This is a genomic window from Enterococcus sp. DIV0176 (genome assembly GCF_050528535.1).
Classification (GTDB): Bacteria; Bacillota; Bacilli; order Lactobacillales; family Enterococcaceae; genus Enterococcus_B; species Enterococcus_B thailandicus.
This window is the reverse complement of sequence record NZ_CP172879.1, coordinates 1,257,188-1,283,742: the sequence shown is the minus strand read 5'-3', so window position 1 is coordinate 1,283,742 and position 26,555 is coordinate 1,257,188. Positions and strand designations below refer to the sequence as shown.

Here is a 26,555-nt window from a genome sequence, read left to right as displayed (position 1 = left end):
ATTCCTCCTCTTTTTTTGAATAACTGCTCTGACTGCATAAAAATGATAACATGTTTTTGTTATCCTTTATGTTTATGTATGGTAGTGCAACTTTTTTTGATTGATGATAACTATGTTATAAATGGAATAATTTTGACAGTTTTGCTGTAACCTGTGATTTTAGGGTATTTTTTCCTCACATGTTCATAGGCATACACCTAAGATTAAATCAGACTTCCTAACAACTAAAAGAAACCAGAAAAGCGATCAATCAATTGATTGATCGCTTTTCCTATTTTTGTCCATAATAAGCATTTGTACCGTGTTTACGATAGTAATGTTTATCCAATAAATATTGTGGAATTTCATGAATGTCTGGATTGATTTTTTCATTTTCTTTTGCCATCAAACAGATTTCATCTAAAATCAGACTATTTTCTACAGCTTTCGCAGGTGTCTCACCCCAAGTGAACGGCCCGTGTCCATAGACGAACACACCAGGAATTTCAGTTGCTTGTAAAGTTCTTTCTTGGAAAGTTTCAACGATGACACGTCCTGTATTTTTCTCATACGCCTCTTTGACTTCTGCTTTCGTTAATTGGCGCGTACAAGGAATCGTTCCGTAAAAAGCATCTGCATGGGTCGTTCCATAAGCGGGTAAGTCGCGACCAGCTTGCGCCCACATCACGGAATTCGTCGAGTGAGTATGAACAATCGCATTGATTTGTTCAAATGCTTCGTATAAGATTACATGCGTTGGTAGGTCAGAAGATGGCTTCATGCTATCTTCCTCTAATAAATTTCCAGCCAAATCCGTAACAACCATTTGATTCGCCTTCATTTTTTCATAGTTTACACCACTTGGTTTAATCACAATTATACCAAGTTCTCGATTAATCTCACTCACATTGCCCCAGGTTAATTTCACTAATCCGTATTGAGGCAGTTTCAAATTGGCTTCGTACACACGTTGTTTCATTTCTTTGATGATTTGCTCACGCGATAGCATAACCTGCCTCCTTTAACTTTGGATAGAGATAATTTTTTGCCGTTTCAATTTCCTTCTTAAAATCAGGACTTGTTTCACTCCACATTTCAATCAAAAAAGTTCCATCATATTCTAAACGTTTGAGCGTTTTTAATAAACCTAAAAAGTCCACACACCCTTGCCCAAATGGTACATCTCTAAATTGTCCTTTGGAATCATGAGTTACCGGGTATGTGTCTTTTAAATGAATAGAGGTAATGTAGTCAACCCCTTGCTCCAACTCAACACCCGGATTGTTTTCTGGCCATGCGGAAAGATTCCCTAAATCAGGATATACTTGTAAATAAGGTGAATGAATTTGTTTTTTGATTTCCAAAAATTTAGTAATTGAATTCATAAATGGATCATCCATAATTTCAATGGAAAGAATTACGCCATATTCCGAAGCCATTTTGACGCTTTCCTTCAGCCCTTCAAGAAAAGCTTCCCGCGTTTGTACTGATTTTTTTTCATAGTAAACATCATACCCCGCCACTTGAATAATCTTGACATTTAATTCGTGAGCAAGTTTGATTGCTTTTTGCATAATTTCTTTTGCTTTTTTTTGCTTTGCTCTGTTCGAAGAACCAAAAGGAAATCTTCGATGACCACTTAAGCAAATCGAATGGATACGGATGTTTGTCTCCAACATATCTTCACGTAGCTTAGCAGTAACTTCAGCTGACCAATCTAGACGAGCTAAGCGCGCATCTGTTTCGTCAATCGACATTTCAATAAAGGAAAACCCCATTTCCTTTGCTAATTCAAAACGTTCTTTCCAAGAGATATTTTTTGGTAAAGCTTTTTCATAAATACCAATTTGAGCCACGACTATTCCCCCCAAATACGAATGATTTCTCTTTTGAAGTCATTTGCAGCCTTAACTGGATCAGTTGCACTAGAAATTCCTCTCCCAGTAATAAAATTATAGATGTCGATTCCTGCAAATAATTGAAGTGTATCAGTGGTTAAACCACCGGTAACAGATACCTCAAACCCCATTTCAATCAATTTTTTGACTTTTGATAAATCTTTTTCACCCCAAGTTTCACCCGAAAGTAATGCATCACGACTTTGATGATAAATTGCTTGTTTAATACCAATCCGTCGCCACTCGGCTGCTTGTTGACAGGTCCAATCACCATATAATTCCACTTGCAGTTCTTTAACTTCTTTTTGGGCGGCCTCCATGGTAGGAATTGTGGCACAACAGATAACGGTCATGAAATCAGCACCAGCTTTTGCAACGTTTCTAGCTACGGTTCCACCTGCGTCTGCACATTTTGTATCAGCAACGATTGTTTTTTCTGGAAATATACTACGGATACAGCTAATAGCTTTCCAGCCCTCTTGCAAGCATAAAATTGTTCCAACTTCAATGATATCGACAATTTCTCCGACTTTGATAACATCTGCTAATGCACGTTCTAAATTATTGTGATCTAAAGCAATTTGTAATTTTGGTCTACTCATTTCATTGTCCTCTTTTACTTATTTTTTTGATAAAGTTCTGATTCAGCAAATTTCCCACTGATTTCTTTGGCTGACATAACATTTTTGATGCCGATAACGGTGATTCCCTTCTTCTCCGCTTGAGAAAACATAGCCAAAAAATTGACTGGTGTAAAAACTACGTCATATTGTGTAGCAGAACTTTTCCCTTCTGAAATAGAACAATGATGAATTTTAGTAATAGGTATACTTAGTTCTTTCATCGCCTTTTCCACACTTCTCATCATCATCAAACTTGTTCCTGATCCATTTGCGCAAGATACTAAAATTCTCATCTTGTTCTCCTCCTAAATGTTCTCTTTATTTTCTTATCTATTTAGTTTTGTTCTTGATATTTTTCTGCGTATTGTTCGTAATCATCGACAATCATAAAATACCCATCTGGATTTTTACGGTATTGCAATTGCGGAATAATCAACAAACCAATAACAACTATGGCAATTCCAACATATCCTAGCACCTTCATAATAATGGTGAAGAGCGGCCATGCCGTAGCCCAATCAAACATTCCAATATACCCGCCAAATTTGGACATACCAATCCATGTTGCAAAAATGGCAGATCCCCCAACTTGAATAATCCCTGAAATGAATGGGAAAAGACAAGCGGCTTTAAAGCCTCCACGATTGTTGGCAAAAACGGCGATTACAGCATTATCAAAGAACAGTGGGATAAATCCAGCAATTACAATCGTTGGTGACTGAAACAAAATGAGTAGAGCAATCATTAAAAATTGACCTAAAGCGCCAAATAAAAATCCAATCGTTACAGCATTTGGGGAGCCGAAACCAAATGTAGCAGCAACATCAATTCCCGGTACTGCTCCCGGTAGAATTGTATTTGAAATTCCTTGGAATGATTGTGTCAGCTCATCAACGAATGTCCGGACACCTAATTGTAAAATAGCTAGATAAACCGCAAAGTTTAGTGAAGTTGTCATAATATAGAATAAGAAACTTTGACCTTTTTGCATAAACTCAGCTTGGATTAAATAATCTTGTCCTAATACCAATAAAATGATTCCAAAGAAGAAAAGCATTAATAACGAGGTTGCTACCATGTTTTCGTTGAAAATTGACAAGAATCCAGGCAATTCCATATCTTCAATTTTTTTATCGACTTTTTTGGATTTATCTTTTTTCTTATCCTGTTTTTTCATCCATTCAGCTAATTTTGCAAAGATAAAAATACCAAACATTTGTTGATGAGCTACCGCAAATCCAGCACCTTCTGTCAACTCTTGCGTAATTCCCACGGTCAAATTAGATGCAACAGCCCAGTAACAACCTAAAATCAAACCCATAAAAATCAAAACTTGAATTCTACCTAAATCTGGAAAACAGAATAGTAAAATCCAGAATGCTGTTGCAGATTGTTGAATCTGGACATTTCCCGTGGTAAAAACTGAACGTAGCTTGGTATATTTTTGAAAACGTACAAGTAAAATATTCATGACAAAAGCAATTAACAATAAGATCATTACATCGCCAAACGTTCGACCAAAAGTTTCCATTAAACCGGCATCTACCGCATTTTGACCAAAATATGGATCAGTAACCATCGCATCTAAGTTGAATCGCTCTTTTAAACCAACTAAAATCGGTCGAAAATTGTTAACTAAACCACCAGAACCAACCATCAAAATGAAGTAGCCGACTGTGGCTTTTAGGAAACCTGCAAGGCACTCATAAAGTGGGCGTTTTAATAAGAGGTAGCCTAGCAAAACAATGAAACCAATAAGATAAGCCGGCTGAGTCAAGATGTTTGTTGCAAAATATGTCCAAATACTTAATAAAAAGTCTGCCATTACTTTTCCTCCTATAACTGATACTCTTGCATCACTATTTGATATTCTTCAAGCGAATGTGTCGCCGCTAAACGATCAATCAAACCATCTGTCATCAACAATTCAGATAAACGTTGAATATTTTCCATGTGCTCCTCAGGATTTTTAGCTGCTAAGGTAAAAAATAAAATAGCTGATTTCTCTTCGCCGTCACTTTCAAACTGAATAGCTTCCTGCATTTTTGTAAATGAGATAGCTGTACCAAAAACGCCTTGGCTTTTTTCAGAAGAATGAGGCATCGCTACTTGCGGAACAATGACGATATAGGGACCATACTCTTTGACACACTGAATGATTTCATCAATATAGGTTTGATCAATTAGTTGTTTATCTAATAACAGTTGGCAGCTTTCAGTGATTGCTTCTTTCCAATCAGTAATTTCTTTATCAGAATACTTTACCAAGCCGTTATCGAAAAAATACTTCAACATGTTGTTTTACCTCGTTTCTATAGGAATGATGGAAACGGTGTGTCATTTTCTACAACAAATACATCGTCAAAGCCACGGTAAAAATTGAATTCCAAATCATCCTTATTTGTTGGATAAGTAAACTTGCCTCCAACTTGCCAGATATAAGGTTTGAACGCATACTTCAAACGATCTTTTTTAAATTTCCAAATTTCAGTAATTTCTTTTGGATCAGCCATAAAGTTTGCCCAAATATCATAATGAACAGGAATGACTACTTTTGCATTCAAAGACTCCGCCATTCGTAACATATCAACAGATGTTACTTTATCAGTAATACCACGCGGATTTTCTCCATACGCACCCAGACAAACATCAATTTTATGTTCATTCCCATGTTTGGCAAACAAGTTCGAATAATGCGAATCTCCTGCATGATAAAGATTGCCTCCAGACGTTTTAAACAGATAATTCACTGCAATCTCATCCATATTTTGTGGCATTGTTCCTTTTAATGTTACTTCTGGATTTTCACAAGTAACTAATGCAGTTCGATCGAAAGCCTCTAGTGCAACAATCGTGATATCTTTGATTTTCACTTCATCACCAGGCTTAACAATAATTGTTTTTTCTTTAGGAATTCCCCACTTCAACCAAGTGTTTACTACTTCCTTAGGTCCAATAAATTTTGCTGTTGGACAATTTTGATGGACTGCTGCTGCCGTATTGATATCCAAATGATCAGAATGGATATGCGTAACCACTAAAGCGTTTACATTTTTGATTTCAAATGGATCAATTACGAATGGTTGTGTCCGTAAGTTGGGCTGCATTTTTTGCACACCACTCATCCGCATCATTTGGTGTCCTTTTTTCATCTTGCCATTTCCATGACTACGTTTTCCCGTCCCACACCATAAATCACATAAAATATTCGTATCTTTATCACTCTTTAGCCAAATACCTGTACAGCCTAACCACCACATTGCAAATGTTCCTTGTTTGACTTCTTCTCTTTCAATCTCCTCATTTAAATAAGTGCCCCATTCCGGAAATGTCTCTAGAATCCAGCTTTCTTTTGTTACGTCAGTGACCTGCTTGCTCATCTTCAGTGCTCCTTTCTTAATTACATTTAAATCATAATGTGTCAAAAAGGATATGAGAACCCTTTTATATGACTGTTTGAAATTTATATGACGTTCTTTACAGCTTTAATGATTTTTTTAGTATGATAGATGCAGTTAAAGAACTTTATATGATTGTTTAGAGGTGAAAAATCATTTATTTTAAAAAGAAAGTTATATAGGAGGTTAAAGGATGAAAAATTCGCTGGCAAATATTGATGAACGGCAAAAAAATATTTTGGACTTACTTCAGCAACAAGAGCAAATGACTACTCTTGAGTTGTCCGAGAGTCTAAAGGTTTCAATCAGTACGATTCGGAGAGATTTAAACTTACTAGAGGAAAAAAATGAGATCATCCGAACGTATGGTTATTGTTCTTATAATTATAAGAACAATACTGACTTCGATCAATCTGGACCAGAACGATTGAAGCAAGCAATCGCTCGCGAGGCAAGTAAATATATCAATGATTATGATACTGTATTTATAAATTCAAGCTCAACTGCCTTAAAAACACTTGAATTTCTTCGTGCAAACCATCTAACAGTTGTGACAAATAATGTAAAGGTCAACTACTCTTCTCATAAAGAAAACTGCAATTACATCTTAACTGGCGGTGAGATGCGTTTTCCTAAGGAAGCATTAGTTGGTGATATCGCTTTAAATACAATTTCTTCTATGAACGCTGATGTTTGTATCATTGGATGTAGCGGAGTAAGTCTCGATAATGGCGTGACTACAAAAATTTTAAATGAATCAACCATCAACGAAATGATGATTCGTCAGACTTTCAAGTGTAAAATTCTAGTTGCTGATCATCGGAAAATTGGTCTGACATCGAAATTCAAAATTGCGGATATTTCTGCATTTGATTATCTGATTACCGATCAATTTTGCTCTGAAAAAGTTTTGACTGACATTCGAAATACTGGTATTAAAGTTATCCAAATCAGTTAAAATAAATAAGCATCTCTATTTTGGTCATGAATACCGATACTTTTGATCAGCTTAGTTCACGCACGAACTGTTTGCCTATATATGGTGCCTTTATCTCATCACCTATTTTTTTTAAATATAAAAAAATCACCTTCCAAAAGTTAAACGAACTTCTGGAAGGTGATTCATTTTATTTTGATTAACTAGATAGAACTTATCCTATAAATTTACGAAACTTATTCAATAAATTCTTTTTCAGCTAAAGCATGTTGTGCAGCTAGGTTCAACAGACTCCATTGACGGTCAAATCCTGGTTGGAAGAAAAAGTCTGCCTCAGCTAAATCTTCTAGTGTTAATTTTTGTTGGATTGCTAAAGCTAACACATTTCCTTGAGCAGTAATATCATAAGTTGATAACACAGCTCCACCCAAAATTTGATGGGTCGTTGGATCGAAAAATAGTTGAACAGAAACTCTCGTATTTCCAAATTTTTCTGGTACATATTTTGGTCGTAAAGTATCTTCAAAGTAAGCAGAGGCAATCGTTACTCCTGCTTTACCCGCTGTAAAACTATTCAAACCACTTGCAGCAAAATGATAGTCAAATACACTCAATGCGGATGAACCAACTACTCCGCCAAAAGGTTGGCTTGGAATGCTTTCAAATAAATGTTGCACAACATAACGTGCTTCTCTTCTGGCAACTGTCGCCAAAGCAATTGGCATTTTGGCACGTGCCGGAATCGAATAAGCAAGTGTTGCATCACCAACGGCATACACATCTGGAAGATTGGTTTGAAGGTATTCATTCGTTACAATCCAACCACGTTGATCTAAGTCAACGGTTCCTTCTAACCATTCAGTATTGGCTTTTACTCCTGCTGCTTGAATGATCAAATCAGTTGGGATTTCTTCACCGTTTACTTGAATAGCGGAAACATTTCCTTTGCCTAAAAATGCTTCAATTTTTGCGCCGGTCATGACTTGGATTCCTTTTTCTGTTAAATGCTCTGCTAAAATATCTGTCATTTCTTGGTCCAGATAAGTGCCTAATGGACGGTCTATCATATCTAAAAGGATTACTTCTTTCCCAGCTTTACAAAAAGCTTCGGCTGCTTCAATACCAATATATCCAGCACCAATAACTGCTACATGTTTAACATCAGAATCATTGAGCTTTTCTTTGATTTTCGTTGCCCAGTTATACCCACGCATCAAATAAACATTTTCTAAATCGGTACCTGGAACTGGAAGCGAATTTGGTGTGACACCAGAACTTAAAATCAATTTATCATATGCATAATCAGTAGTCTGATCTTCCAGTGTATTGGTGACAGTCACTGTCTTTTGATCTGCATTGATTGCTTTTACTAAATGATTATTCAAAATGTGTACATTTTCTTCTGGAAAGTTTTCTGGTCGAAAGTTTCTGACATCATTTACATCCGTTACTTGGTCCTCTAAATAAAGTTCCATTCCACACGACATAAACGAAATATAATCTCCAGCCTCAAATAACGTAATCTCCACATCTTCACCATATCTAGATAATAATTCTAAAATAGATTGATGTCCGCCATGTGATGCACCTACGATGATAACTTTTCTTTTACTCACGATAAATCTCCTTCCTTGTATAAAAAATAAACTTCCCCCCCACAGTTCCAGAATAGTACGAACGAATTTATCTGTCATACCATTTGCTTGTGAAAAATCAAAAGTTATTTTTTAGTTTTCCGGAGCTGACCGCTTGGAGCCACAGCCTCATCCACAGTGTTCCCCAAGCAACTTCTCGAAATAATTCATAACTGTCCAAAAATATGGAAAGCTATTTTTGTCAGTTGTTCATTATTTTTTCGAAGCAGAACGCTTGGAGCCACAACTTTTTTGAGCAAGTTACTTTTCATCTGCAGACTATTTATCTTTTGCACCTTTTTCTAAGTAAGATAAATCATTAACTGATTCCACTGTATACTTACCATCTTGATAAATAATTTTACAAACGCTGGCATTTTTTAAGCCAGTTGGCGGAACTTCTGCCGATTCATCAATTGATGCGACAAATGAAGCAATTGTCATACCGTGTGAAGTGATTAAGATTTTATCTTGCCCTTTTTCCTCAGCTGTTTTAACAATGTCAGCTACTGCACTCGAAACACGGTCAATAACTGTTTGATAATCCTCTGCTCGCCAACTCACTTCATCAGCAGCGACATCATGCTCTTTTCCTAATTCTTCAAGTTTCTTTTCATCTAATTCATGTAAAGTGTCTGCAAAACCTTGGATTGTTTTGACGAATCCTTCTTCACCCATTTCATTTTGCCACTCTTCTAACGTTTTTCCTTGTTCTTTGGCAATTTCGCTCCACATTTCAGGATTGGGAATTCCTTCATAGGTACCAAAGTTGAATTCACGTAATCGTTTGTCAGTGTGTAATGTATCTAAAAGCTTTTCTTGTCCATTATTTTTCAATACTAAGGTTGCTGTTTCGACTGCTCGTCCGCTATCACTAGAATAAACTGCATCAAAATCTACATCTGCTAATCCCCTCCCCAAGTCCTCTGCAACAGCGATGCCTGCCGGTGTTAACGGTGCATCGATCCAGCCTTGCGAGCGATCCGTTGTGTTCAGCATAGTTTTGCCATGTCTTGCTAAATAAATTTCTACTTGATCTGGCGCTTTATTTGCCTCTTTTTCAGTACTTGTTGCGGAGTTTGTTTCTTGACAAGCTGATAAAGAAAACATCAATCCAATCATTCCTACTACTTTCAACCACTTTTTCATTTCTATCCCCTTCCATTTTTAAGCACATGTCAAAAAATTCCAACGAACGTTTTAACAATGTACTTCTTGATACATTCTTTTTTAGTGATAGCGAGTTGCTATAATCAAAATGCTCCTTTCTTTAAGCTACTTGTTACTAAAATTTCGTTTTAGCAACTAGTAATTCTATTACCAACTATCCTCAGATAGAATTACACAAAAAAAGACCTAACCAGTCGAAACTGGTCAGGTCTTGCTTAACTTAATAATAACAATCCTATTATTCTTTGCTTATTCAATTTACTATACAAATAAATTACCATTTAGAGAAAGCGCTGTCAATACGATTTGTTCTTTCTTTTTCTATCTCAGACTTTCTTTTGCTTTTAGTTAGCATTTTCAACGAATCAAGCGTGTTTGCTGCTCACATAATAGCTGAAAAAAGAAAAAAGGGGTTCAAGTGAACTTTCTCTCGCTTGAACCCCTTTTTTAATTAAATTTAGCTAATTCTTTGTTTTTTATTGGACTTTAGGAAACTGTGCAAGTGCGCCGTAGCCTTCTAGCTCTTCTTCGATACGTAAAAATTGATTGTATTTTTCAACACGTTCACTGCGTGCCATCGAACCAGTTTTAATTTGACCAGCATTCATCGCAACTGCAAAATCGGCAATAAATGTGTCTCCTGTTTCACCAGAACGATGAGAAATCATCGTTGTGTAGCCATTTTTTCGTGCCATTTTGATGGCTTCAATGGACTCTGACACTGTTCCAATTTGATTTAGTTTAATTAAAATCGAGTTGGCAACACCTTTGGCAATTCCTTCAGCAAAAATCGTTGGATTAGTTACAAAGATATCATCACCAATTAGTTGAATGGTTTGACCCATTTTATCCGTCATTTTTTTGAATCCGTCCCAATCATGCTCTGAAAATCCGTCTTCAATAGAAATGATTGCTGGATATTTTTTAACTAAATTTTGGTAATAAGCAAGCATTTCATCAGAACTTAATTCTTTTCCTTCAAAATGATATTTTTTTGTTTCATCTTCATAGAATTCACTGGAAGCTGGATCAAGTGCGATACCAATTTCCGTTTTTGGTTCGTAACCTGCTTCTTCAATTGCACGATAAAGCATTTCAATCGCAGCTTCTGTACTTCCTAGTTTTGGTGCGAAGCCACCTTCATCTCCGACAGCTGTTTCGTAGCCGTCTTTTGCTAAAATATTTTTTAATGTATGGTAAATGTTAGCAATTTTTTCTACGCCATCACGGAAAGTTGTTCGTTGAATGGGCGTAATCAAAAATTCTTGCACATCAATACCAGAATCTGCATGAACACCTCCGTTGATTACATTGAAAAATGGTTGAGGGAGCTCTAAATCAACGCCACCAAGATAACGATACAATGGAACTTTTTTACTTTGTGCCGCTGCGCGAGCAACCGCCATTGAAACACCAAGAATCGCGTTTGCTCCAAGTCGTCCTTTGTTTGATGTTCCGTCTAAATCAATCATCATTTTATCAATTTTTGCTTGGTCAAAAGGTGAAGTTCCCTTCAATGCATCATTGATTTCTCCATTGACATTAGCAACAGCTTTACTAACTCCTTTTCCTAATAAACGAGTACCGCCATCACGTAATTCCACGGCTTCACGATCACCAGTAGAGGCGCCGCTTGGCACTTCGGCTCTGCCTAATGTTCCATCAGATAAAATCACATCGGCTTCCACCGTTGGATTTCCGCGTGAATCAAAAATTTCTCTTGCTTTTACTTGTTCAATTACTACTGTCATCTTTTTTTCCTCCTAGTTTTTACAAAAATGCAATAAAAAAACGCCTATTGTAAAGCAACTACTTAAAAACAGAGTACAACAAATACACTCTTGGATAAGTAATTAGTTTACAATAGGCGCCATCAGCTGATTTACTCAGCGTTTAGGAGGGAGCACCATCCCTCACACATAACGTTAGCACGTTTAGATAATTGTTTCAACTAGAAACACTTCTATCATTCATCTTCCAGCTTAAAATAGTAATCGATGATTGCTTTTATTCCTTGATAATCTTTGATTACAAAGAGATTTGATGGCACTTCAATAATTGGTAGCTTTTTTTCATTGACGAATGGTGCTAACTGTCTCGGTACAATCAGATAGTCTACCTGCTCTTTATCTCGAAGGTAATTCAGCGAAACATCATAGTCTTTAGAAAAGAACTCTTTTAAATGTTGCTGATTTCTTAAGCCTATAGGGAGTGCGGAATAAGACAATCCACCGTCTACCGCTAAGACAAAACAAATCTTCTTTTTCATTACAAACACGCTCCTCACTTATAAAAACAGTAACAATTTCTTATCAGTCCAATTCTCATAGTAACAGTCACACTAATTGATGAATCTCGGATCAACGGTTGAATTAGAAACAAAGAAATCTGTCTTGATTTGAATATCAAATGTTTCTGTAACTAATTTTTCAATTGTTGCGAAAGAATTAGTCGTGCTGATTCGATAGATTTTTGTGCCGTAGTTGATCCATTCAGCTGCTTGCAACAATTCTCGGTGGCCACGTACATCCGGTTTTCTATCAGTAAATACGACAAAGTAATCATGGATTAATTCGCCATTACTTGAACGATTCATACTTGTTGTTGCCCTTTTGATAGGGGTTCCAATTTTTTCGTACAGTTGTAAAGGGCTTCGTCCCCAGATATCAACAGGTTCCTCAGCTTCTTGCTTGTGTTTAACCATCTTATCCCTTCTTCATCATAACTCATTTGTTTCTTTTATCCTACAACGAATAAGGCAAATTTACGAATCTTACTTTTAGACAGACTTATCGAATTGTCTACTATTTGTTTTGTTTCCCTTTGTTCTTGATTTCAATCCAAGATAAATAATACTCCTTATCAGAAGTGTGCTCATATTGTTTTCTTACGAGAAACTCGCCAATAACTTGCTGAATATCATAACCCTTAGCTGTTAACGTACGAACGACCTCTTGAAGATTATTTCGGTCGCTATCTGCAGGATCTACTTCAATGATTACTGGTTGATAATCAAACGCTGGGTTGTATTCCCAAAGGATTTCTTCTTCAATTTCGTCTTCAAAAGATGTGCCGATACAAAAAACATATTCTAGCGATTGACCTTTTTGTTGCCAAATAATCCCTGAGTTACAATTTTTTTCTAAATATTTCCGTGCAGTAAAGTTTTCATCTAAATCAGCACGAACCATTTTCGTAAAGTCGATTTTCAAATCATGTGTTCCAGTCAAATCAAACCCAGTGGATGAAAGATGTCGTTTTCGTTGCTCGATTTGTGCCATTTCGCCTTTTAATCTTTCAATTTCTTCTGCCAAACGTTTTTCTGTCTGCTCCAGAACTTCATAAACTTCTTTTTCTGATTTTCGATAAATGCCTTGAACATCTTTGATTGATAAACCCAAACTTCGAATGAATTTGACATCATACAATGCAAATAAATCATCATAGGTAAATGTCCGATAATCATTGGCTTCATTTCGGGAGTTCGTTAGCAAACCAATTGAATCCCAATAACGAATCGTAGATGTTGGCAAGTTCAAAAATTTCGCAGCTTCACCAATAGAAAATGTTTTATTCATTTTTTTTAAAACCTCCTTGACCTTAAAGCTACTTTAACCTGTATACTCCATTATTGTCAAAACTAAGGAGGCATGACTTATGAAAGTACTAAAAAATTTCTTGTTACAAAATAAGGGCATTGTTGCTCTGACTAGCAGTTTTATTGTTTTACAAATCATCGGAATCTTAGGCGTGCCTATGCTAGTAGCACGGCTAATCAATCTTGGCATTTTAAAAAATGATCTTGACGCAATCAAGCTTATTGCCATTCAAATGATTATCGTTACGGTTTTAGGTACGATTGCCGCCGTGATTGGTAGCTATCTGTCAGGAATTCTTGGCGGACGTTTCGGTCGCCAAATCAGAAAATCGTTTTTCCAAAAATTTCAGGAACTAAGCATTTCTGATATTGATAAAATTGGTTCTAGCACTCTGCTCACTCGTATGACGAACGATGTGGACAATGTGCAACAAATGATTGTGATGTTTTGCCAATTGATCCTACCTGCTCCAATCATTGCTGTTTTTGCTTTGACCATGACGTATCTCAATGCGCCAAACTTGTTGTGGATTCCACTGGTAGCTATCCTCTTTTATTTGGTCGTATTATTGTTTTTACTGAAAAAAGGAACACCCATTGCATTAAGTATTCAACCAAAAATGGATCGAATCACTACTAAACTAAGAGAGTTTTTTACTGGAATCAACATGATTCGTGCATTCAACAATCAGGACCATGAAGAAATGAAAACGAATGAATCATTTACCAACTACGCGAATCAAATGATTCAAGTGAATAAAATTTTTGCTTTTATCACTCCTACCGCTTTTCTGATTATGGGTGTTGTCTATGCATCCATTCTTTGGGTCGGTGGTTACCTCGTTGGCAATCAGACCATCCAAATTGGAAACATCGCAGCAATTACGGAATATGCGCTTTTGGCACTCTCATACCTTATGCTTGCAGCAATGGTTTTTGTGGTCATCCCTCGTTCCGTTGCTTCATTGAAACGACTGGAAGAAGTGATGGATTTTGAACCGTCAATCAGTGACCCTGAGCCGTTTTCTTTTCAAATCAGAGATGCTAGTGCTGCAAGCTATCAAAACGTTTCTTTTGCGTACGGAAAAGAAAGCAATCCAGTGATTGAAAAAATTTCATTTACAATCCCAGCTGGAAAAACAACCGCTATCGTTGGCGCAACTGGTTCTGGAAAAAGCACGTTAATGAAGCTTCTTTTACGAATCAATGACCCTACAAGTGGTGAAATCAAATTGAATGATGTCCCAACGACTGCTTTGACACAAAGCAGTATTCGTGAACAGGTTGCTTATGTTCCACAAAAAGCATTTTTATTCAAAGGAACAATTAAATCAAATCTTTTAATGGGAAAAGCAGATGCCACACCAGCTGAAATTGACCAAGCAGCAAAAATTTCTCAGTTAAAATCATTTGTAGATACTTTACCCGATAAATATGAGTCATTCACTGCACAGGGAGGCAGTAACTACTCTGGTGGACAAAAACAACGAATTTGTATTGCGCGAGCGTTAATCAAGCCCGCTTCAATGTATGTTTTTGATGACAGTTTTTCTGCTTTAGATTATCAAACAGATGCCGCTTTGCGAGAAGCTCTCACAAAAGAACTGTCGAACAAAACATTAGTAATCATTGCCCAACGCTTGAGTACAATCGCCCATGCCGATCACATCATCCTCATGGAAAATGGCAAGATTGCTGGTGAAGGCACACATCAAGAATTGTTATGTACCAACAAAATTTATCAAGAAATTGCAGCTTCGCAAGGAATGAAGGAGTGATAATATGAAACAGAACAACATGATGCCGAATAAAAAACATCTGATGTATCGCTTTTGGAAATTACATCGTTTTGAACATAAATATTTTTATCTATTGATGTTTTGTAGTTTGGTTGGAAATATTTTAGTGGTTGCAATGACCTTCATGATGGCGCTAGGAATTGATAAAATCGTCGCGGTCATTCAATTGAAAGAATCTTTGCCAGTAACACTTGACTTACTCACAGAACAATTGCTTCCAACTGTCTTACTGTTAATTCTGTTTTCGCTAATCAGTAGTGGACTTTCCTACGTGCAAGAACGAGCAATGGCGACATTGAGTGAACGACTTACTTTGAATACTCGAAAACTAATTACGAAAAAAATCAAAAAATTACCGATGTCCTTTTTTGATAATCATCAAGTTGGCGATCTAATTAGTCGGACGACTACAGGCTTGAATCAGCTTTCTCAAGTATTATTGACCGGTATTAACCAACTATTCACATCCGTCGTTACCATTCTTTTTGCGGGAATCATGTTGATTTACATCGACAGTAAGATGTCAATCTTAGTGATTGGTTTATTGGTTCTTAGCGGACTGGTAACACACAAATTTTCAATGATCAATAAAGAAGTGGCCGATAAAGCACAGGTGAAACTTGGTAGTATCAACAATGAAATGGAAGAATATCTTTCTGGTGTCATTGTTTCAAAAACCTTTAACCAAGAAAATCAACAAACAGAGGCTATCAGTCAAACAATTGATGAACATTATACTGTATTTAAACGTGCTCAATTCTTGAACTTTGCTATCTACCCTTTATCCCGTGTTATTAACCAATCAGCTTTTATTTTTAGTGCGATATTTGGTGCAATGACCGTATTAAGTGGCGGAATCACGATTGGTTTCTTGCAAGCATATCTACAATATATCAATCAAATTTCCGAACCAATTTCAACAGCTTCTTACGTCATTAACTCGATTCAAGCTGCCATGGCTTCGATTGAACGGATTTTCTATATTTTGGATTATGAAGAGGAACAAGCAGATACAAGTCGAACAACCATTCAACATCCTGCTGGAAATATCCGATTCAAGGATGTTCGCTTTGGCTACTCCCCCGACAAAACATTGATGAAAAAAGTTGACTTTGATGCGAAAGCAAACCAAAAGATTGCCATTGTTGGACCAACCGGCGCAGGCAAAACAACGCTAGTCAATCTACTTATGCGATTTTACGACATCGAATCTGGTCAAATCGAATTCGATGGCATTCCAACCACTGATCTTCCAAGAGAAAATCTTCGCTCCCTATTTGGAATGGTCCTACAAAATACTTGGTTATTTGAAGGTACGATTGCTGAAAATATCGCATATGGAAAAATGGATGCAACACGAGAAGAAATTATCCAAGCAGCTAAAATCGCTCAGTGTCATCACTTTATTCTGACGCTTCCTAATGGCTATGATTCCATCGTCACAAGTGATAATGGTGGAGGCCTCTCACAAGGGCAACAACAATTGTTGACCATTGCTCGTGTCATTTTGGCAAATCCACCAGTGGTTATTTTGGATGAAGCAACTTCTAGTGTGGATACTCGCACAGAATTACAAATTCAAGAAGCAATGAACTCGTTGACCCAAAATCGGACAAGTTTCGTCATTGCTCACCGCCTTTCCACCATCGAAAATGCTGATTTGATTTTAGTGATGGATAAGGGCGACATCATTGAAAAAGGAACGCATAAGCAACTGTTGAAACGTCCAACACTCTATCGTTCACTTTACAATAGCCAATTTCAGGCAACTTGATTTAAGTAAAAAAGATAATAATAGCTATAGCAAAAACAAATTATAAAAGCGTTTTTAATACGTTATAATAATATTGTACGAATAAATTATCCCTATCTTCCAATTCAATTTATTTGTATGATATCTTCTCATGTTAGTTATTCCCAAATATTTACCCAACAAAAAACCACCAACTAGTTGGTGGTTTTTTGTTGAAATTGGTATCAAAAAATCAGTTGATACGTTTCTGACGAATATTGGATAATTACTGCAAACTCGTTTCCTTCAAATGGCTCAGTTGGGTACCATTGATAAACACAGCTATTATTATTTGGGAAGCATTCAAAACAGCATAGCTCTAAAACAAATCATGAAAAAAATATTACCAATAATAGCACGCCTATTGTTATGACTAAATCCATAATATTTTCAATCCATACTGGAAATAATAGGCCTTTATAAGGTGACCAAAAAGGGAAACGATATTTTGGGGGGACAGTGAAACTTAACCCACCAGATAGCGCCCAGATAAACAAAGCTAACAATAAATCGTGTTTCATAGCAAAAAAAAGACTTGCAATTAAAAGAAAAAATTGAAAAAGTCTAATAAAACCCAAAGATTTCATCGCCCACCTCCTCATTATATTAAAAACAACCTCTGTTATTCTATTTATTGCAACAATAAATGAAGACAGAGATTGTTTTCCAGTTTAAATTATCAATTTACCAACGATGATCATATTGTGAAGACCATCTTGATTCAGTAAGTGTAATCCGTGCAGTACCAGTATTTCCATGATTATCAATGTTATCTCTGCAATCTTTCGAGTAAACGCTAAGTGCACCCATTGCTATACCTGCTAAAAGAGCTGCAGCTCCAACAATTACTGCACCACCAGAAGCACTAAATTTTGCTAATACGGTAGATAGACTACCGGCTCCTGCTGCTGCAACATACATACCGTTATAAGATGTACGAGCAGTTTGCTTGCCCGAAGCTGAATTATAATATACATTCCAACCGCCATTTTGTATACGTTGACCTAATCCCGCAGCGAATGCTTCTGCTCCCTCATATTTATTAAGAATATATCTTGCAGTGCCTTCAGGGTTAGCTTTTGAAGCTACTTGATATTGTGGTGTAGCCATTTCTTGTTCTAATGCAACCCATTTTGCATTTTTTACCACTTCTGTTGAACTTGCTTCAGGTACAGTAAGTTCATCTGCAGCCACCACTATTGATACCGTGGGTGAAAATATACCTAAACATAAAAGAATTGCGAAAAATAAAGCATAGACACTTTTAGAATAATTACCAACATCGTTTTTCATTTGATATTCTCCATTCATTCATTTAGTTTGTAAACGTTCACAAAAAGTATAATAAACTAATTTGGAAATGTATGCATGATATTTAGAAAAAGGGATAATTATAAATCGGTGTCATTACGATAACATTTTTAAAATTTATTGATAATTCAATTTCAATACCTAAACACGCTAAAAAACAAGGTTTATTAAGTATGTACACTCACAAAAAATAACATTTAATATTTAACTATATAATCTTATAGCCTAATAATCTTCAGGATTTATACCCTCTTCAAAGCATTTGCTCGGCTACATCTTTTTTATTTTATCTTGATATATTTCTGGAACTGGTATTCCAATTTCTTTCAAGCGTTCTTTTTAAACCTTTAATAACCTTTTTACAAGGAAAATCTACGGCTGCTGCAGCTTTAGCTCATACTCTCTAGTATCCAACATATTTTTCCCTTCAAATAGTACAACTCAGAGATTTTAAAAAACTCCGGAAATTGTTGTTCAATTTTTTTAGGATTAAGAAAAAATCTATCCTCTCATTGATATCGATTTCTGCCATTTCAAAATTAAGGAAGATAATTATCAATAAATAGAACATTATCGTATATTTTGAGTATACCCTAAATATACACAGGTAGAGCATTGAAAAACCTTCTTTTCTATTGTTTTGGAAGCATTCAAAACAGCATAGCTCTAAAACACAGCGTATGCTTGAGCAAATAACAGTTGAGTTTTGGAAGCATTCAAAACAGCATAGCTCTAAAACGCGTGTATTTAGTCAAGAGGGACGCTGAAAGTTTTGGAAGCATTCAAAACAGCATAGCTCTAAAACTAAGCAACTAGAAGGCATTGACTTTCAAACGTTTTGGAAGCATTCAAAACAGCATAGCTCTAAAACAAACCATAGAACTTGGTTTGTGGACCATGTGTTTTGGAAGCATTCAAAACAGCATAGCTCTAAAACACAGCGTATGCTTGAGCAAATAACAGTTGAGTTTTGGAAGCATTCAAAACAGCATAGCTCTAAAACTCCCAAGAATAACATTCCAAAGTTGCATATGTTTTGGAAGCATTCAAAACAGCATAGCTCTAAAACATCATTATTTGATTACCTCCAATTTTTCAATGTTTTGGAAGCATTCAAAACAGCATAGCTCTAAAACATTGGTTTCCATGGACGACTGACCCAACTTGTTTTGGAAGCATTCAAAACAGCATAGCTCTAAAACACGCAAACGGCAAGAGATTACTCGTATTAGGTTTTGGAAGCATTCAAAACAGCATAGCTCTAAAACGCACATTTAGCAGTGACCCATTGAACAAAGGGTTTTGGAAGCATTCAAAACAGCATAGCTCTAAAACTTGACGTTTTAAACGCTCAAAATGACGACTGTTTTGGAAGCATTCAAAACAGCATAGCTCTAAAACCTCGGCTCAAAATTTTTGAGGTTCCGTACTCGCACTATTTGCCCATAGCAAGGCTTCAGTTTGGATGCTTCTATTGGTATCTATTTATTTAGATTTCAAGGATCTTTTTTATTAGTATACCATGAATTCACTAGCCCAACTACCCAACTCTTTCCTCATAAAGACCAGTATATGATCGATAACAAAAAAATCTCTTGTGACAAAATTGTTCGCTCGTTCTATATTACTTCACTAGCCTTTCAATCAATCATATTGTTAACATATAGTTATTATTAGTTAGGAGGAATTATTTTTGACGATTGATACACCCAAAAAAGGCCTATCAACATTTGATTTAAAAATGTTAGGCATTGTCTTAATGTTTATTGATCATATCCATCAGATGTTTGTTCCATTTGGAGCACCTAACTGGCTAGACTGGTTTGGTAGACCTGTCGCAACAATTTTCTTTTTTGTCAGTGTTATTGGCTTTAGTCATACGCACAACAAGAAAAAATATATGTCAAGACTCTACCTGTCGATGGTTCTGATGACCTTATTTACCTTTACTCTCGAAAAACTTGTTGGATATGATCAAGTTGTTTTGATGAACAATATTTTTAGAGATCTTTTTATTGGTACATTGATGATGTTTGCCATTGATCTTTTTGTCGAAGGAAAACATGCAACTAATTTGAAAAAAATGCTTGGCGGGACTGTTCTATTCATTCTCCCAATCTTGCTTTCTTTCTTATTACCACTATTAATGGAAAGCCCCATGATTATCCAAAATCAATTTGTTTTTTTAACAATTACTGCGACTTTACCAGCGTTACTTTTGGCAGAAAACAATGTCATGGTACTGCTGATTCCTTTACTGTATCTCGCTAGAAATAATCGGCAAATCCAGTGTTTAATGATCGTAGTAGTTGCAACCATTTACTTTTTCTTAGGTTCTACGCAATGGATGATGATTTTTGCAATCGTTCCGATTTTGCTCTACAACGGTCAAAAAGGAAAAGGAATGAAGTATTTCTTCTATATTTTCTACCCTGCACATATTGCTATTTTGTATCTCTTATCTGCTTTCTTATACGCACACTAAAACAAAAACGAGGACCTCAAAAGTCCTCGTTTATTTGTCATAAATAGGTCTTAATGTGCAATCATTTCCTGTGCGATTTCTTGCGAAGTCAAATCAGCTGGATAAAAAGTGGGCCAGTTAGTTAGTTCATTGAAAAGCTTTTGCTGACTCTCTCCACCAAAAAAGACATGGAAATGTTCCGCTTTAACTGGTGCAATATTGTGATCGCTAAATTGCACATATTTAAATTCCCCAGCATCCTTGTCAGCCGTTTCAAAAAGGAAACGTACACCACGATTTCCCTTTTCATAATTTAAAATCTTGTAACCAGCATAGTTGTATTCATATTGATGGTGCTCGCCATCGACAACAAAGTCAATCGTATGATCTGTGATCGTCATTTTATCAACAGTTGTTTTATAACCAGCTGTATAATAAGACTTATATTCTTTCGCAGTTTTATCTTTGTTTAATTTTGCTTTATAGTCGAAAACTTGATCTAAAGCACCCTCTTTTAACAAAGGATAAAGTGATTGCCACTCACCTGCATAATCAGCTAGTGTTCGGTCTTTGACTGCCTCATCTTTGAAGTAACCATTGGCAACCGTCTTAGTCGATTCTGTTACGTTTTCTGGTTTGATTTCTTTGCCTGCAACGCTTGTTGTTTTTTCTAAAGCCGTCAGATTTTCTTTCATCACCGAGAGATAATCTTCTCCATTTGCTATTTGTTCTTTAGTTAAACTTTCGACAGGGTTTAGTACTTCGAGTTTAACTTTCGCTTCATCTGCTAACGTTTTTGCAATTTTATCCTCAGCGTTTTCTTCAAAGTAGATGTATTTAATCTCATTTTCCTGAACATATTTTTTTAGCTCAGCTAGTCGACTTGGTGAAGGCTCTTGGTCTGGAGACAAACCTGCTATAGGAACTTGATTCAATCCGTAATCTAAGGCTAAGTAGCCAAAAGCAGCATGTTGCGTAACAAAGTTTTTTTGCTTAGCTACACTTAATTTTTCTGTATACTCTTCATCTAGTGCTTTTAATTTTGTTAGATACTTTTCTGCATTTGTTTCAAAAGTTTTCTTTTTCTCGGGATAAAGTTGTTCTAACTGTTCCTTGATTGATGTCACTTCTTTAATCGCCATCTTAGGTGAAACCCACGTGTGCGGATCTAACTCATGATGATGCCCATCTTCGCCGTGGTCATGATCGTGTTCTTCTTCACTTCCAGGTAATAACACCATCCCATTTGTTCCTTTAATTACATTGGGTGAACCTTTTTTCCAACTTTTCTCGGCTTGTGGCACCCAAGTTTCCATATTTTCATTATGATAAACAAAAACATCTGCATCATGAATACTTGCAATTTCTTTAGCAGATGGTTCATAATCATGTGGCTCCGTTCCAGCTGGAATCAGCAACTTGACTTCACCTTCATCACCTACAATGTTCTTCGTGAAATCATACATGGGATAAAAAGTTGTGATAACTGATAGCTTTTCTTTTCCGGTTTCTTTACTAGTTTGACCATTCGTACTGCACGCACCCAGCACGCTTACCAATAGTAGGCTAAATAAACCAACTTTCCATTTTTTCATTCGATTTCTCCTTTTCATTCAACTAGCTCGCTGTTTATTTCGTTTATATTCTTTGATAATCTTTAATGCTCGTTTTCTTGTCTTGATGTTTGGACTTTTTAATCGTCGATACGCACTTGAAATGTCTGTTTTTTCCATTGATTTCTCCTTTTTACTGTTTATAAGCAATGCACAATTGATTAAAGGTTTCTTCTATTTCTTTTGATGCTAAATTTTTTCCAATGAGTACGATTTTTGTCGTTGATTTTTCTAGTGGAGTCAGTTGAAAGCGAACTTGCTGATTAACGCCTTGTACAGCAACTGCCAATTCACGATTTTCTAGCGCAACAATTCCTTTGAAACGATACAACTCTTGATTAAAAAATAATAACCAATCAATCCAACGTATTAGTGCGGTTTCATTTAATTCGCTATTTGCAGTCAACAAAACGGTTTGAAAACCATGATTGTTCTGTTGATGAACAGTTGTTGCATGTGTGTGACCCTGTAAATGAACTTTGTGGTGATGTTCTCTGTGATGCGACTCATTCGTCAATTCCATTTCAGTTTGGGTTGCTACCGGCTCGTTTAACACTTCGGTCGCCTGAAATTTGTCTAAGTGAAAAAAGTCGGTTGCAGAAATCGGCGCTGTTTCCGAAAAATAAATAAAATCAGCTAATGGATTGATTTCGATCAATCTTGCTAGTATTTCTGAACAATTGCTGACAGTATCTCCTTCTTTTAAAGCAAAGAAAATTCGATCCGCCAATGCGATTTGTTTCAGACTGACAGGTTCATTTTGATACATCGAACTATTTTGACTATCCACAACAGTTAAAAGACTATCAATATAATAGGTATTTCGCAGAACAGGTGTAGTTAAAATAGTTTGAATAATTGGCTGAGGATCAGCAATTCCTGTTGTTTCAACAATAATTTGTGACAAAGGAACTTGCCATTCTTTGGTTACTTCTTCAATACTTGCTAACGTTGTTATCAAATCTTCTCTCAGGCTACAACACATGCAACCGTTGTTTAATTGCAGGACATGTTCCTTGGTGTGCAGTAAGAGTTCGTGGTCGATTCCTGTTTGGCCAACCTCATTTTCAATAATAATTATTTCTTCTCTTGGTAGCTCAGTCGCGTTTAATGCCTGATTAATCAAGGTTGTTTTTCCAGCTCCTAAAAAGCCGGATACGATTGTTATCGGTATTCCCAGAGAAATCACCTCTCTTCTTCAAAAATGCTTACTTCATCTCTTTAAAAATTGCACGCCGACGTAATTTAGGTGAATATTTTTTTAGTACTAAACGTTCAGGTGTATTTCGTTTATTTTTACTTGTTAAATAAATTCGTTCACCTGTTTCTTCGCATGCTAGAATAATTGTTTGTCTCAATCGTTTCACCTTCATTTCTGATTTATCTTTCTGATAAAAACTGTTCAACTTGAACCTGTTCATCATAGTTAAATTTCCCTTGCTCAAGTTGGATCATCAATTCATTTTTCAATGAAACTGGTATCTCCCAAAAACCATCAATTTTTTGAAAAAGTTCTGTTTCATACGTAGCAAAAATTGGATAAATTGCTAAAAATTCTTCAAACGAAAGATCCTGTTCCTCATAAAAATCTCGAACAAGTCCTCTTTCAATTGCTTCGACTGTTGGATTACCATTCTCAGTAATAATCTGATTAGCGACCATTGAACGATAAAGATCCGTTTTACTGAAGTCTTCGTTACTATTTTTCTGATAAAATTGGAAGCTTTGTTCAACTAGTGGTGGATAAATAATGTTCATTCTAATCCTCCCTTATTCTTTGCCGCTTACTTTACGTCCTTTATAATAACCTTTAAGTGAAACATGGTGGCTACGACGATAATCGCCTAATTCTTCATCAAATGAAATTTCAGGTTTTGCTATTTTTAAATGCGCTCTGCGCAATTTTTTCTTTGCTTTTGATGTTTTTCTTGCTGGAACTGCCATTTTTTATTCCTCCAGATTTCTTTTCTTCTTTTTTACCAACTTGCTTTTTTTACTCCAGGTATCAAACCTTGAAGCGCTAATTCTCGGAACCTTATCCTGGACATACCAAATTTTTGCATGTACCCCCGAGGTCTGCCATCTATTTGATCGCGTCGTTTCAAACGATTTGGGTTCGCATTTTTGGGTAGCTTTGCCAAACCTTCATAATCATTGGCAGTCTTTAACTGAAGTCGGATTTCTGCATACTGCTCAATCAACTCTTGTTGTTTCCTTGCTCGCGCCATTTTTGCTTTTTTAGCCATAAGTGGTGACACTCCTTTTTTTCGATTTGTCTATAGCAAAACGTAATCATTACGATTTGACAACGACACTTTATCAAGTAAGTTTTACTTTGTCAACATAAAAATAACATGAAAATTTATTCAAATGAAGATTCGCACATGTATATGCCCATCTTGATAGTTATTTTTATTAAGATACAAGAAATAGAAAAACATTGTTTGCTGATGATTTGATAAACTTTATACAATTAGTCCAAAAAAAGTGTGGATTTTTACTTTGAATAAACAAAAAACAACCTTAGCACTGAACTAAAGTTGTTTTTTTATTTCTATTCTTTTTCGTTCACTATTTTGTCGGAAAATTCGCAAATAAACTGAGGAGATTTCCGTCAGGATCTTTAATAATTGCATAGCGTTGACCCCAAAAAGCATCCCATGGTTCTTTAAAAGTCTCATAGCCAGCATCACTTACTTTTCGATACATCTCATCAACATCTGCCACAGAGTCGCACAAAAAAGCTAATTCGATTTTGTCTCCAATTGTCTGCGGTTCGTATCCATAAATACCAGCAATCATTTTGCTAGTGTTTAAAGAAATTCGAATACCTTCATGTGCTAGCTCAACGTATTCTTCGGTAGTAGCTCCATTCGCGATGAACCCTAACAACGCATAAAATTCAATTGATTTTTCCATGTCTTTAGTAATGATACCAATCATATCTAATTTCATCTTTCGCCCTCCTAAAAAACTTTTTTTGCTGAATCTATTGCCACTGTTCCCCTCAATTAGTCATCGCAAGCTCCTCTCTCTTGATAAGTATAAAGGGGAATCTTTTTCTTTCAAAATAGTTTCCTTCAAAACGTTCATAAGTCTTAAAAAAAACTAACTCTCTAACGAAACAAGCCACCTAGATGAAATTGTATAGGTGGCTCGTTTTTTTGGTCTCTTAGTTGTCGATAATTATTGGTTGACATTTTTAAACCAATGAACTAAACTCGTGAAAGTGATTCGTTCAAAAAATTGAACGATTAAATGAAACACGTATAAATTGGAGGAAATAACCATGAAAAAAACAATGAAAGCCGCGGTTATTGATACTTACAAACAACCGACGCCTAAAATAAAAGAAGTTCCTATCCCAGACATTCGCTCGAATGATGTCTTAGTAAAAATCGTTGCTGCGAGCATCAATCCAATTGATATCAAAACCAAAGACGGTGGACTTAAGATGCTGCTTAGCTACAATATGCCTATTATTATGGGAAGTGACTTTGCTGGAATCATCACTGCCGTTGGCGAAAAAGTGACCAACTATTCAATTGGAGATGCTGTCTATGGTCGCGTTCAAAAAAATCGAATTGGAACCTTTGCCGAATACATTGCTGTCGATCAAGGAGCTATCGCCCTCAAACCTAAAAATATCAATTTTGAAGAAGCTGCTTCTATCCCCTTGGTTGGACTGACAAGTTACCAAGCGCTACATGATATTATGCAGATTCAGCCTGGACAAAAAGTCATGATTCAAGGTGGATCTGGTGGGATTGGAACGATTGCGATCCAACTTGCAAAATACTTAGGCGCCTATGTTGCGACGACTACTTCTGCAAATAATTTTGATCTCGTGAAATCATTAGGTGCTGATTATCCAATTAATTATCAAACAACAAACTTTGCAGAAGTTTTGCAAGATTACGATTATGTATTTGATACACGTGGTGGTGCAACATTAGAAGCTGCCTTCAAAATTATCAAGCCTGGTGGAAAAGTCGTCAGCATCGCAGGATTACCTAACTATCGCTTTGGTAAAGAATACGGTGTCCCTCTTTGGAAACAGTTTGCTTTCAAAATGGTGACACGTAACCTAACAAAATTAGAAAAGCAAACACAAGCCTCTTATACTTTTCTTTTCATGAAACCAAGTGGTACACAGCTAGATGTCTTACGGCACTTGATTGAAGCAGAAATAATTAAACCGGTGATTGATCGAATTGTTCCATTGTCTGAAGTAGAAGAAGCTCTCAGCTATTCGCAATCTGGTCGCGCTACTGGAAAAATCATTTTGCAGATGACCGGTGATTCTGAAAATGAGATCCGTTCATGACTCGACTTATTT

28 protein-coding genes, 1 CRISPR repeat array and 1 riboswitch are annotated in these 26,555 nt (G+C 36.2%); of the genes, 5 read left to right on the top strand and 23 right to left on the bottom strand.

Annotation, left to right across the window (positions count from 1 at the left end):
- Positions 1 to 271: 271 nt before the first annotated feature.
- The 7 genes from IGJ66_RS06030 to ulaG are packed head-to-tail and all read right to left on the bottom strand — an operon-like array spanning position 272 to position 5,880.
- Positions 272 to 988: an L-ribulose-5-phosphate 4-epimerase gene (locus IGJ66_RS06030; protein ID WP_270492574.1), complete on the bottom strand. Its 717-nt coding sequence runs from the start codon at positions 986 to 988 to the stop codon at positions 272 to 274.
- The gene (locus IGJ66_RS06025) at positions 975 to 1,835 is read right to left on the bottom strand and encodes an L-ribulose-5-phosphate 3-epimerase (protein WP_430616997.1); all 861 of its coding nucleotides are present in this window, start codon (positions 1,833 to 1,835) and stop codon (positions 975 to 977) included. Before IGJ66_RS06025 ends, IGJ66_RS06030 begins: the two co-directional genes overlap by 14 nt.
- Positions 1,836 to 1,837: 2 nt before the next feature.
- Positions 1,838 to 2,479, bottom strand: coding sequence for a 3-keto-L-gulonate-6-phosphate decarboxylase UlaD (locus IGJ66_RS06020; protein WP_430616996.1), 642 nt, complete (start codon positions 2,477 to 2,479; stop codon positions 1,838 to 1,840).
- 14 nt (positions 2,480 to 2,493) lie between these two features.
- The gene (locus IGJ66_RS06015; RefSeq protein WP_075491502.1) at positions 2,494 to 2,793 is read right to left on the bottom strand and encodes a PTS sugar transporter subunit IIB; all 300 of its coding nucleotides are present in this window, start codon (positions 2,791 to 2,793) and stop codon (positions 2,494 to 2,496) included.
- A 41-nt stretch (positions 2,794 to 2,834) separates the two neighbouring features.
- The gene (locus IGJ66_RS06010; RefSeq protein ID WP_270492568.1) at positions 2,835 to 4,325 is read right to left on the bottom strand and encodes a PTS ascorbate transporter subunit IIC; all 1,491 of its coding nucleotides are present in this window, start codon (positions 4,323 to 4,325) and stop codon (positions 2,835 to 2,837) included.
- Positions 4,326 to 4,336: 11 nt separating this feature from the next.
- Positions 4,337 to 4,795, bottom strand: coding sequence for a PTS sugar transporter subunit IIA (locus IGJ66_RS06005; protein ID WP_270607693.1), 459 nt, complete (start codon positions 4,793 to 4,795; stop codon positions 4,337 to 4,339).
- A gap of 17 nt (positions 4,796 to 4,812) precedes the next feature.
- A complete protein-coding gene (gene ulaG, locus IGJ66_RS06000; protein ID WP_284591143.1) occupies positions 4,813 to 5,880 on the bottom strand; it encodes an L-ascorbate 6-phosphate lactonase in 1,068 nt (355 codons plus the stop codon).
- A 211-nt stretch (positions 5,881 to 6,091) separates the two neighbouring features.
- Between ulaG and IGJ66_RS05995 the strand changes: the two genes are divergently transcribed.
- Positions 6,092 to 6,856, top strand: a complete 765-nt coding sequence (locus IGJ66_RS05995) for a DeoR/GlpR family DNA-binding transcription regulator (protein WP_270607696.1) — start codon at positions 6,092 to 6,094, stop codon at positions 6,854 to 6,856.
- Positions 6,857 to 7,071: 215 nt separating this feature from the next.
- Here the strand turns inward: IGJ66_RS05995 and IGJ66_RS05990 are convergent, their stop codons facing one another.
- The 6 genes from IGJ66_RS05990 to IGJ66_RS05965 form a co-directional block, all read right to left on the bottom strand.
- A complete protein-coding gene (locus tag IGJ66_RS05990) occupies positions 7,072 to 8,451 on the bottom strand; it encodes an FAD-dependent oxidoreductase (RefSeq protein ID WP_430616995.1) in 1,380 nt (459 codons plus the stop codon).
- Between the two features lie 297 nt (positions 8,452 to 8,748).
- Positions 8,749 to 9,618, bottom strand: coding sequence for a histidine phosphatase family protein (locus IGJ66_RS05985; protein WP_067481901.1), 870 nt, complete (start codon positions 9,616 to 9,618; stop codon positions 8,749 to 8,751).
- A 497-nt stretch (positions 9,619 to 10,115) separates the two neighbouring features.
- Positions 10,116 to 11,390, bottom strand: a complete 1,275-nt coding sequence (gene eno, locus IGJ66_RS05980) for a phosphopyruvate hydratase (protein ID WP_430616994.1) — start codon at positions 11,388 to 11,390, stop codon at positions 10,116 to 10,118.
- A gap of 106 nt (positions 11,391 to 11,496) precedes the next feature.
- A riboswitch (Fluoride riboswitch) is annotated at positions 11,497 to 11,562 on the bottom strand.
- Positions 11,563 to 11,605: 43 nt separating this feature from the next.
- Positions 11,606 to 11,908 (bottom strand): hypothetical protein, encoded by a 303-nt coding sequence (locus IGJ66_RS05975; protein ID WP_430616993.1) that lies wholly within the window; start codon positions 11,906 to 11,908, stop codon positions 11,606 to 11,608.
- Between the two features lie 72 nt (positions 11,909 to 11,980).
- The gene (locus IGJ66_RS05970) at positions 11,981 to 12,343 is read right to left on the bottom strand and encodes a hypothetical protein (protein WP_271027107.1); all 363 of its coding nucleotides are present in this window, start codon (positions 12,341 to 12,343) and stop codon (positions 11,981 to 11,983) included.
- Positions 12,344 to 12,443: 100 nt separating this feature from the next.
- Positions 12,444 to 13,217, bottom strand: a complete 774-nt coding sequence (locus IGJ66_RS05965) for a MerR family transcriptional regulator (RefSeq protein ID WP_071868329.1) — start codon at positions 13,215 to 13,217, stop codon at positions 12,444 to 12,446.
- A gap of 79 nt (positions 13,218 to 13,296) precedes the next feature.
- Between IGJ66_RS05965 and IGJ66_RS05960 the strand changes: the two genes are divergently transcribed.
- The gene (locus IGJ66_RS05960) at positions 13,297 to 15,015 is read left to right on the top strand and encodes an ABC transporter ATP-binding protein (RefSeq protein ID WP_067481890.1); all 1,719 of its coding nucleotides are present in this window, start codon (positions 13,297 to 13,299) and stop codon (positions 15,013 to 15,015) included.
- 4 nt (positions 15,016 to 15,019) lie between these two features.
- Positions 15,020 to 16,810: an ABC transporter ATP-binding protein gene (locus IGJ66_RS05955; RefSeq protein ID WP_430616992.1), complete on the top strand. Its 1,791-nt coding sequence runs from the start codon at positions 15,020 to 15,022 to the stop codon at positions 16,808 to 16,810.
- 347 nt (positions 16,811 to 17,157) lie between these two features.
- On the opposite strand, the gene IGJ66_RS05950 is transcribed toward IGJ66_RS05955, so the two are convergent.
- Together IGJ66_RS05950 and IGJ66_RS05945 are read right to left on the bottom strand one after the other, a co-directional pair.
- Positions 17,158 to 17,415, bottom strand: a complete 258-nt coding sequence (locus IGJ66_RS05950) for a hypothetical protein (protein ID WP_430616991.1) — start codon at positions 17,413 to 17,415, stop codon at positions 17,158 to 17,160.
- Between the two features lie 97 nt (positions 17,416 to 17,512).
- Positions 17,513 to 18,121 carry a hypothetical protein gene (locus IGJ66_RS05945; RefSeq protein WP_067481884.1) on the bottom strand — a complete coding sequence of 203 codons (609 nt, stop codon included), beginning with the start codon at positions 18,119 to 18,121 and terminating at the stop codon, positions 17,513 to 17,515.
- A 655-nt stretch (positions 18,122 to 18,776) separates the two neighbouring features.
- Positions 18,777 to 19,540: direct repeats of the CRISPR family, unit length 36 nt; unit sequence GTTTTGGAAGCATTCAAAACAGCATAGCTCTAAAAC.
- A 340-nt stretch (positions 19,541 to 19,880) separates the two neighbouring features.
- On the opposite strand from IGJ66_RS05945, the gene IGJ66_RS05940 reads away from it, so the two are divergent.
- Positions 19,881 to 20,624 (top strand): TraX family protein, encoded by a 744-nt coding sequence (locus IGJ66_RS05940; protein ID WP_430617023.1) that lies wholly within the window; start codon positions 19,881 to 19,883, stop codon positions 20,622 to 20,624.
- A gap of 50 nt (positions 20,625 to 20,674) precedes the next feature.
- Here the strand turns inward: IGJ66_RS05940 and IGJ66_RS05935 are convergent, their stop codons facing one another.
- The 8 genes from IGJ66_RS05935 to IGJ66_RS05900 form a co-directional block, all read right to left on the bottom strand.
- The gene (locus tag IGJ66_RS05935; protein WP_430596834.1) at positions 20,675 to 22,198 is read right to left on the bottom strand and encodes a zinc ABC transporter substrate-binding protein AdcA; all 1,524 of its coding nucleotides are present in this window, start codon (positions 22,196 to 22,198) and stop codon (positions 20,675 to 20,677) included.
- Between the two features lie 18 nt (positions 22,199 to 22,216).
- Positions 22,217 to 22,336, bottom strand: coding sequence for a putative metal homeostasis protein (locus IGJ66_RS05930; protein ID WP_086270960.1), 120 nt, complete (start codon positions 22,334 to 22,336; stop codon positions 22,217 to 22,219).
- A gap of 13 nt (positions 22,337 to 22,349) precedes the next feature.
- Positions 22,350 to 23,396, bottom strand: coding sequence for a CobW family GTP-binding protein (locus tag IGJ66_RS05925; RefSeq protein ID WP_430617022.1), 1,047 nt, complete (start codon positions 23,394 to 23,396; stop codon positions 22,350 to 22,352).
- Positions 23,397 to 23,424: 28 nt separating this feature from the next.
- Positions 23,425 to 23,589 carry a 50S ribosomal protein L33 gene (gene rpmG / locus IGJ66_RS05920; RefSeq protein WP_256869270.1) on the bottom strand — a complete coding sequence of 55 codons (165 nt, stop codon included), beginning with the start codon at positions 23,587 to 23,589 and terminating at the stop codon, positions 23,425 to 23,427.
- A 7-nt stretch (positions 23,590 to 23,596) separates the two neighbouring features.
- Positions 23,597 to 23,974, bottom strand: coding sequence for a hypothetical protein (locus IGJ66_RS05915; RefSeq protein WP_430616990.1), 378 nt, complete (start codon positions 23,972 to 23,974; stop codon positions 23,597 to 23,599).
- 12 nt (positions 23,975 to 23,986) lie between these two features.
- Positions 23,987 to 24,160, bottom strand: a complete 174-nt coding sequence (gene rpmF, locus IGJ66_RS05910) for a 50S ribosomal protein L32 (RefSeq protein WP_067481876.1) — start codon at positions 24,158 to 24,160, stop codon at positions 23,987 to 23,989.
- 32 nt (positions 24,161 to 24,192) lie between these two features.
- On the bottom strand, positions 24,193 to 24,462 hold the full coding sequence (rpsN, locus tag IGJ66_RS05905) for a 30S ribosomal protein S14 (protein WP_271027103.1): 270 nt from the start codon (positions 24,460 to 24,462) through the stop codon (positions 24,193 to 24,195).
- A gap of 325 nt (positions 24,463 to 24,787) precedes the next feature.
- Positions 24,788 to 25,171, bottom strand: coding sequence for a VOC family protein (locus tag IGJ66_RS05900; RefSeq protein ID WP_067481872.1), 384 nt, complete (start codon positions 25,169 to 25,171; stop codon positions 24,788 to 24,790).
- A gap of 346 nt (positions 25,172 to 25,517) precedes the next feature.
- On the opposite strand from IGJ66_RS05900, the gene IGJ66_RS05895 reads away from it, so the two are divergent.
- Positions 25,518 to 26,543, top strand: coding sequence for an NADP-dependent oxidoreductase (locus IGJ66_RS05895; RefSeq protein WP_430617021.1), 1,026 nt, complete (start codon positions 25,518 to 25,520; stop codon positions 26,541 to 26,543).
- Positions 26,544 to 26,555 lie beyond the last annotated feature (12 nt).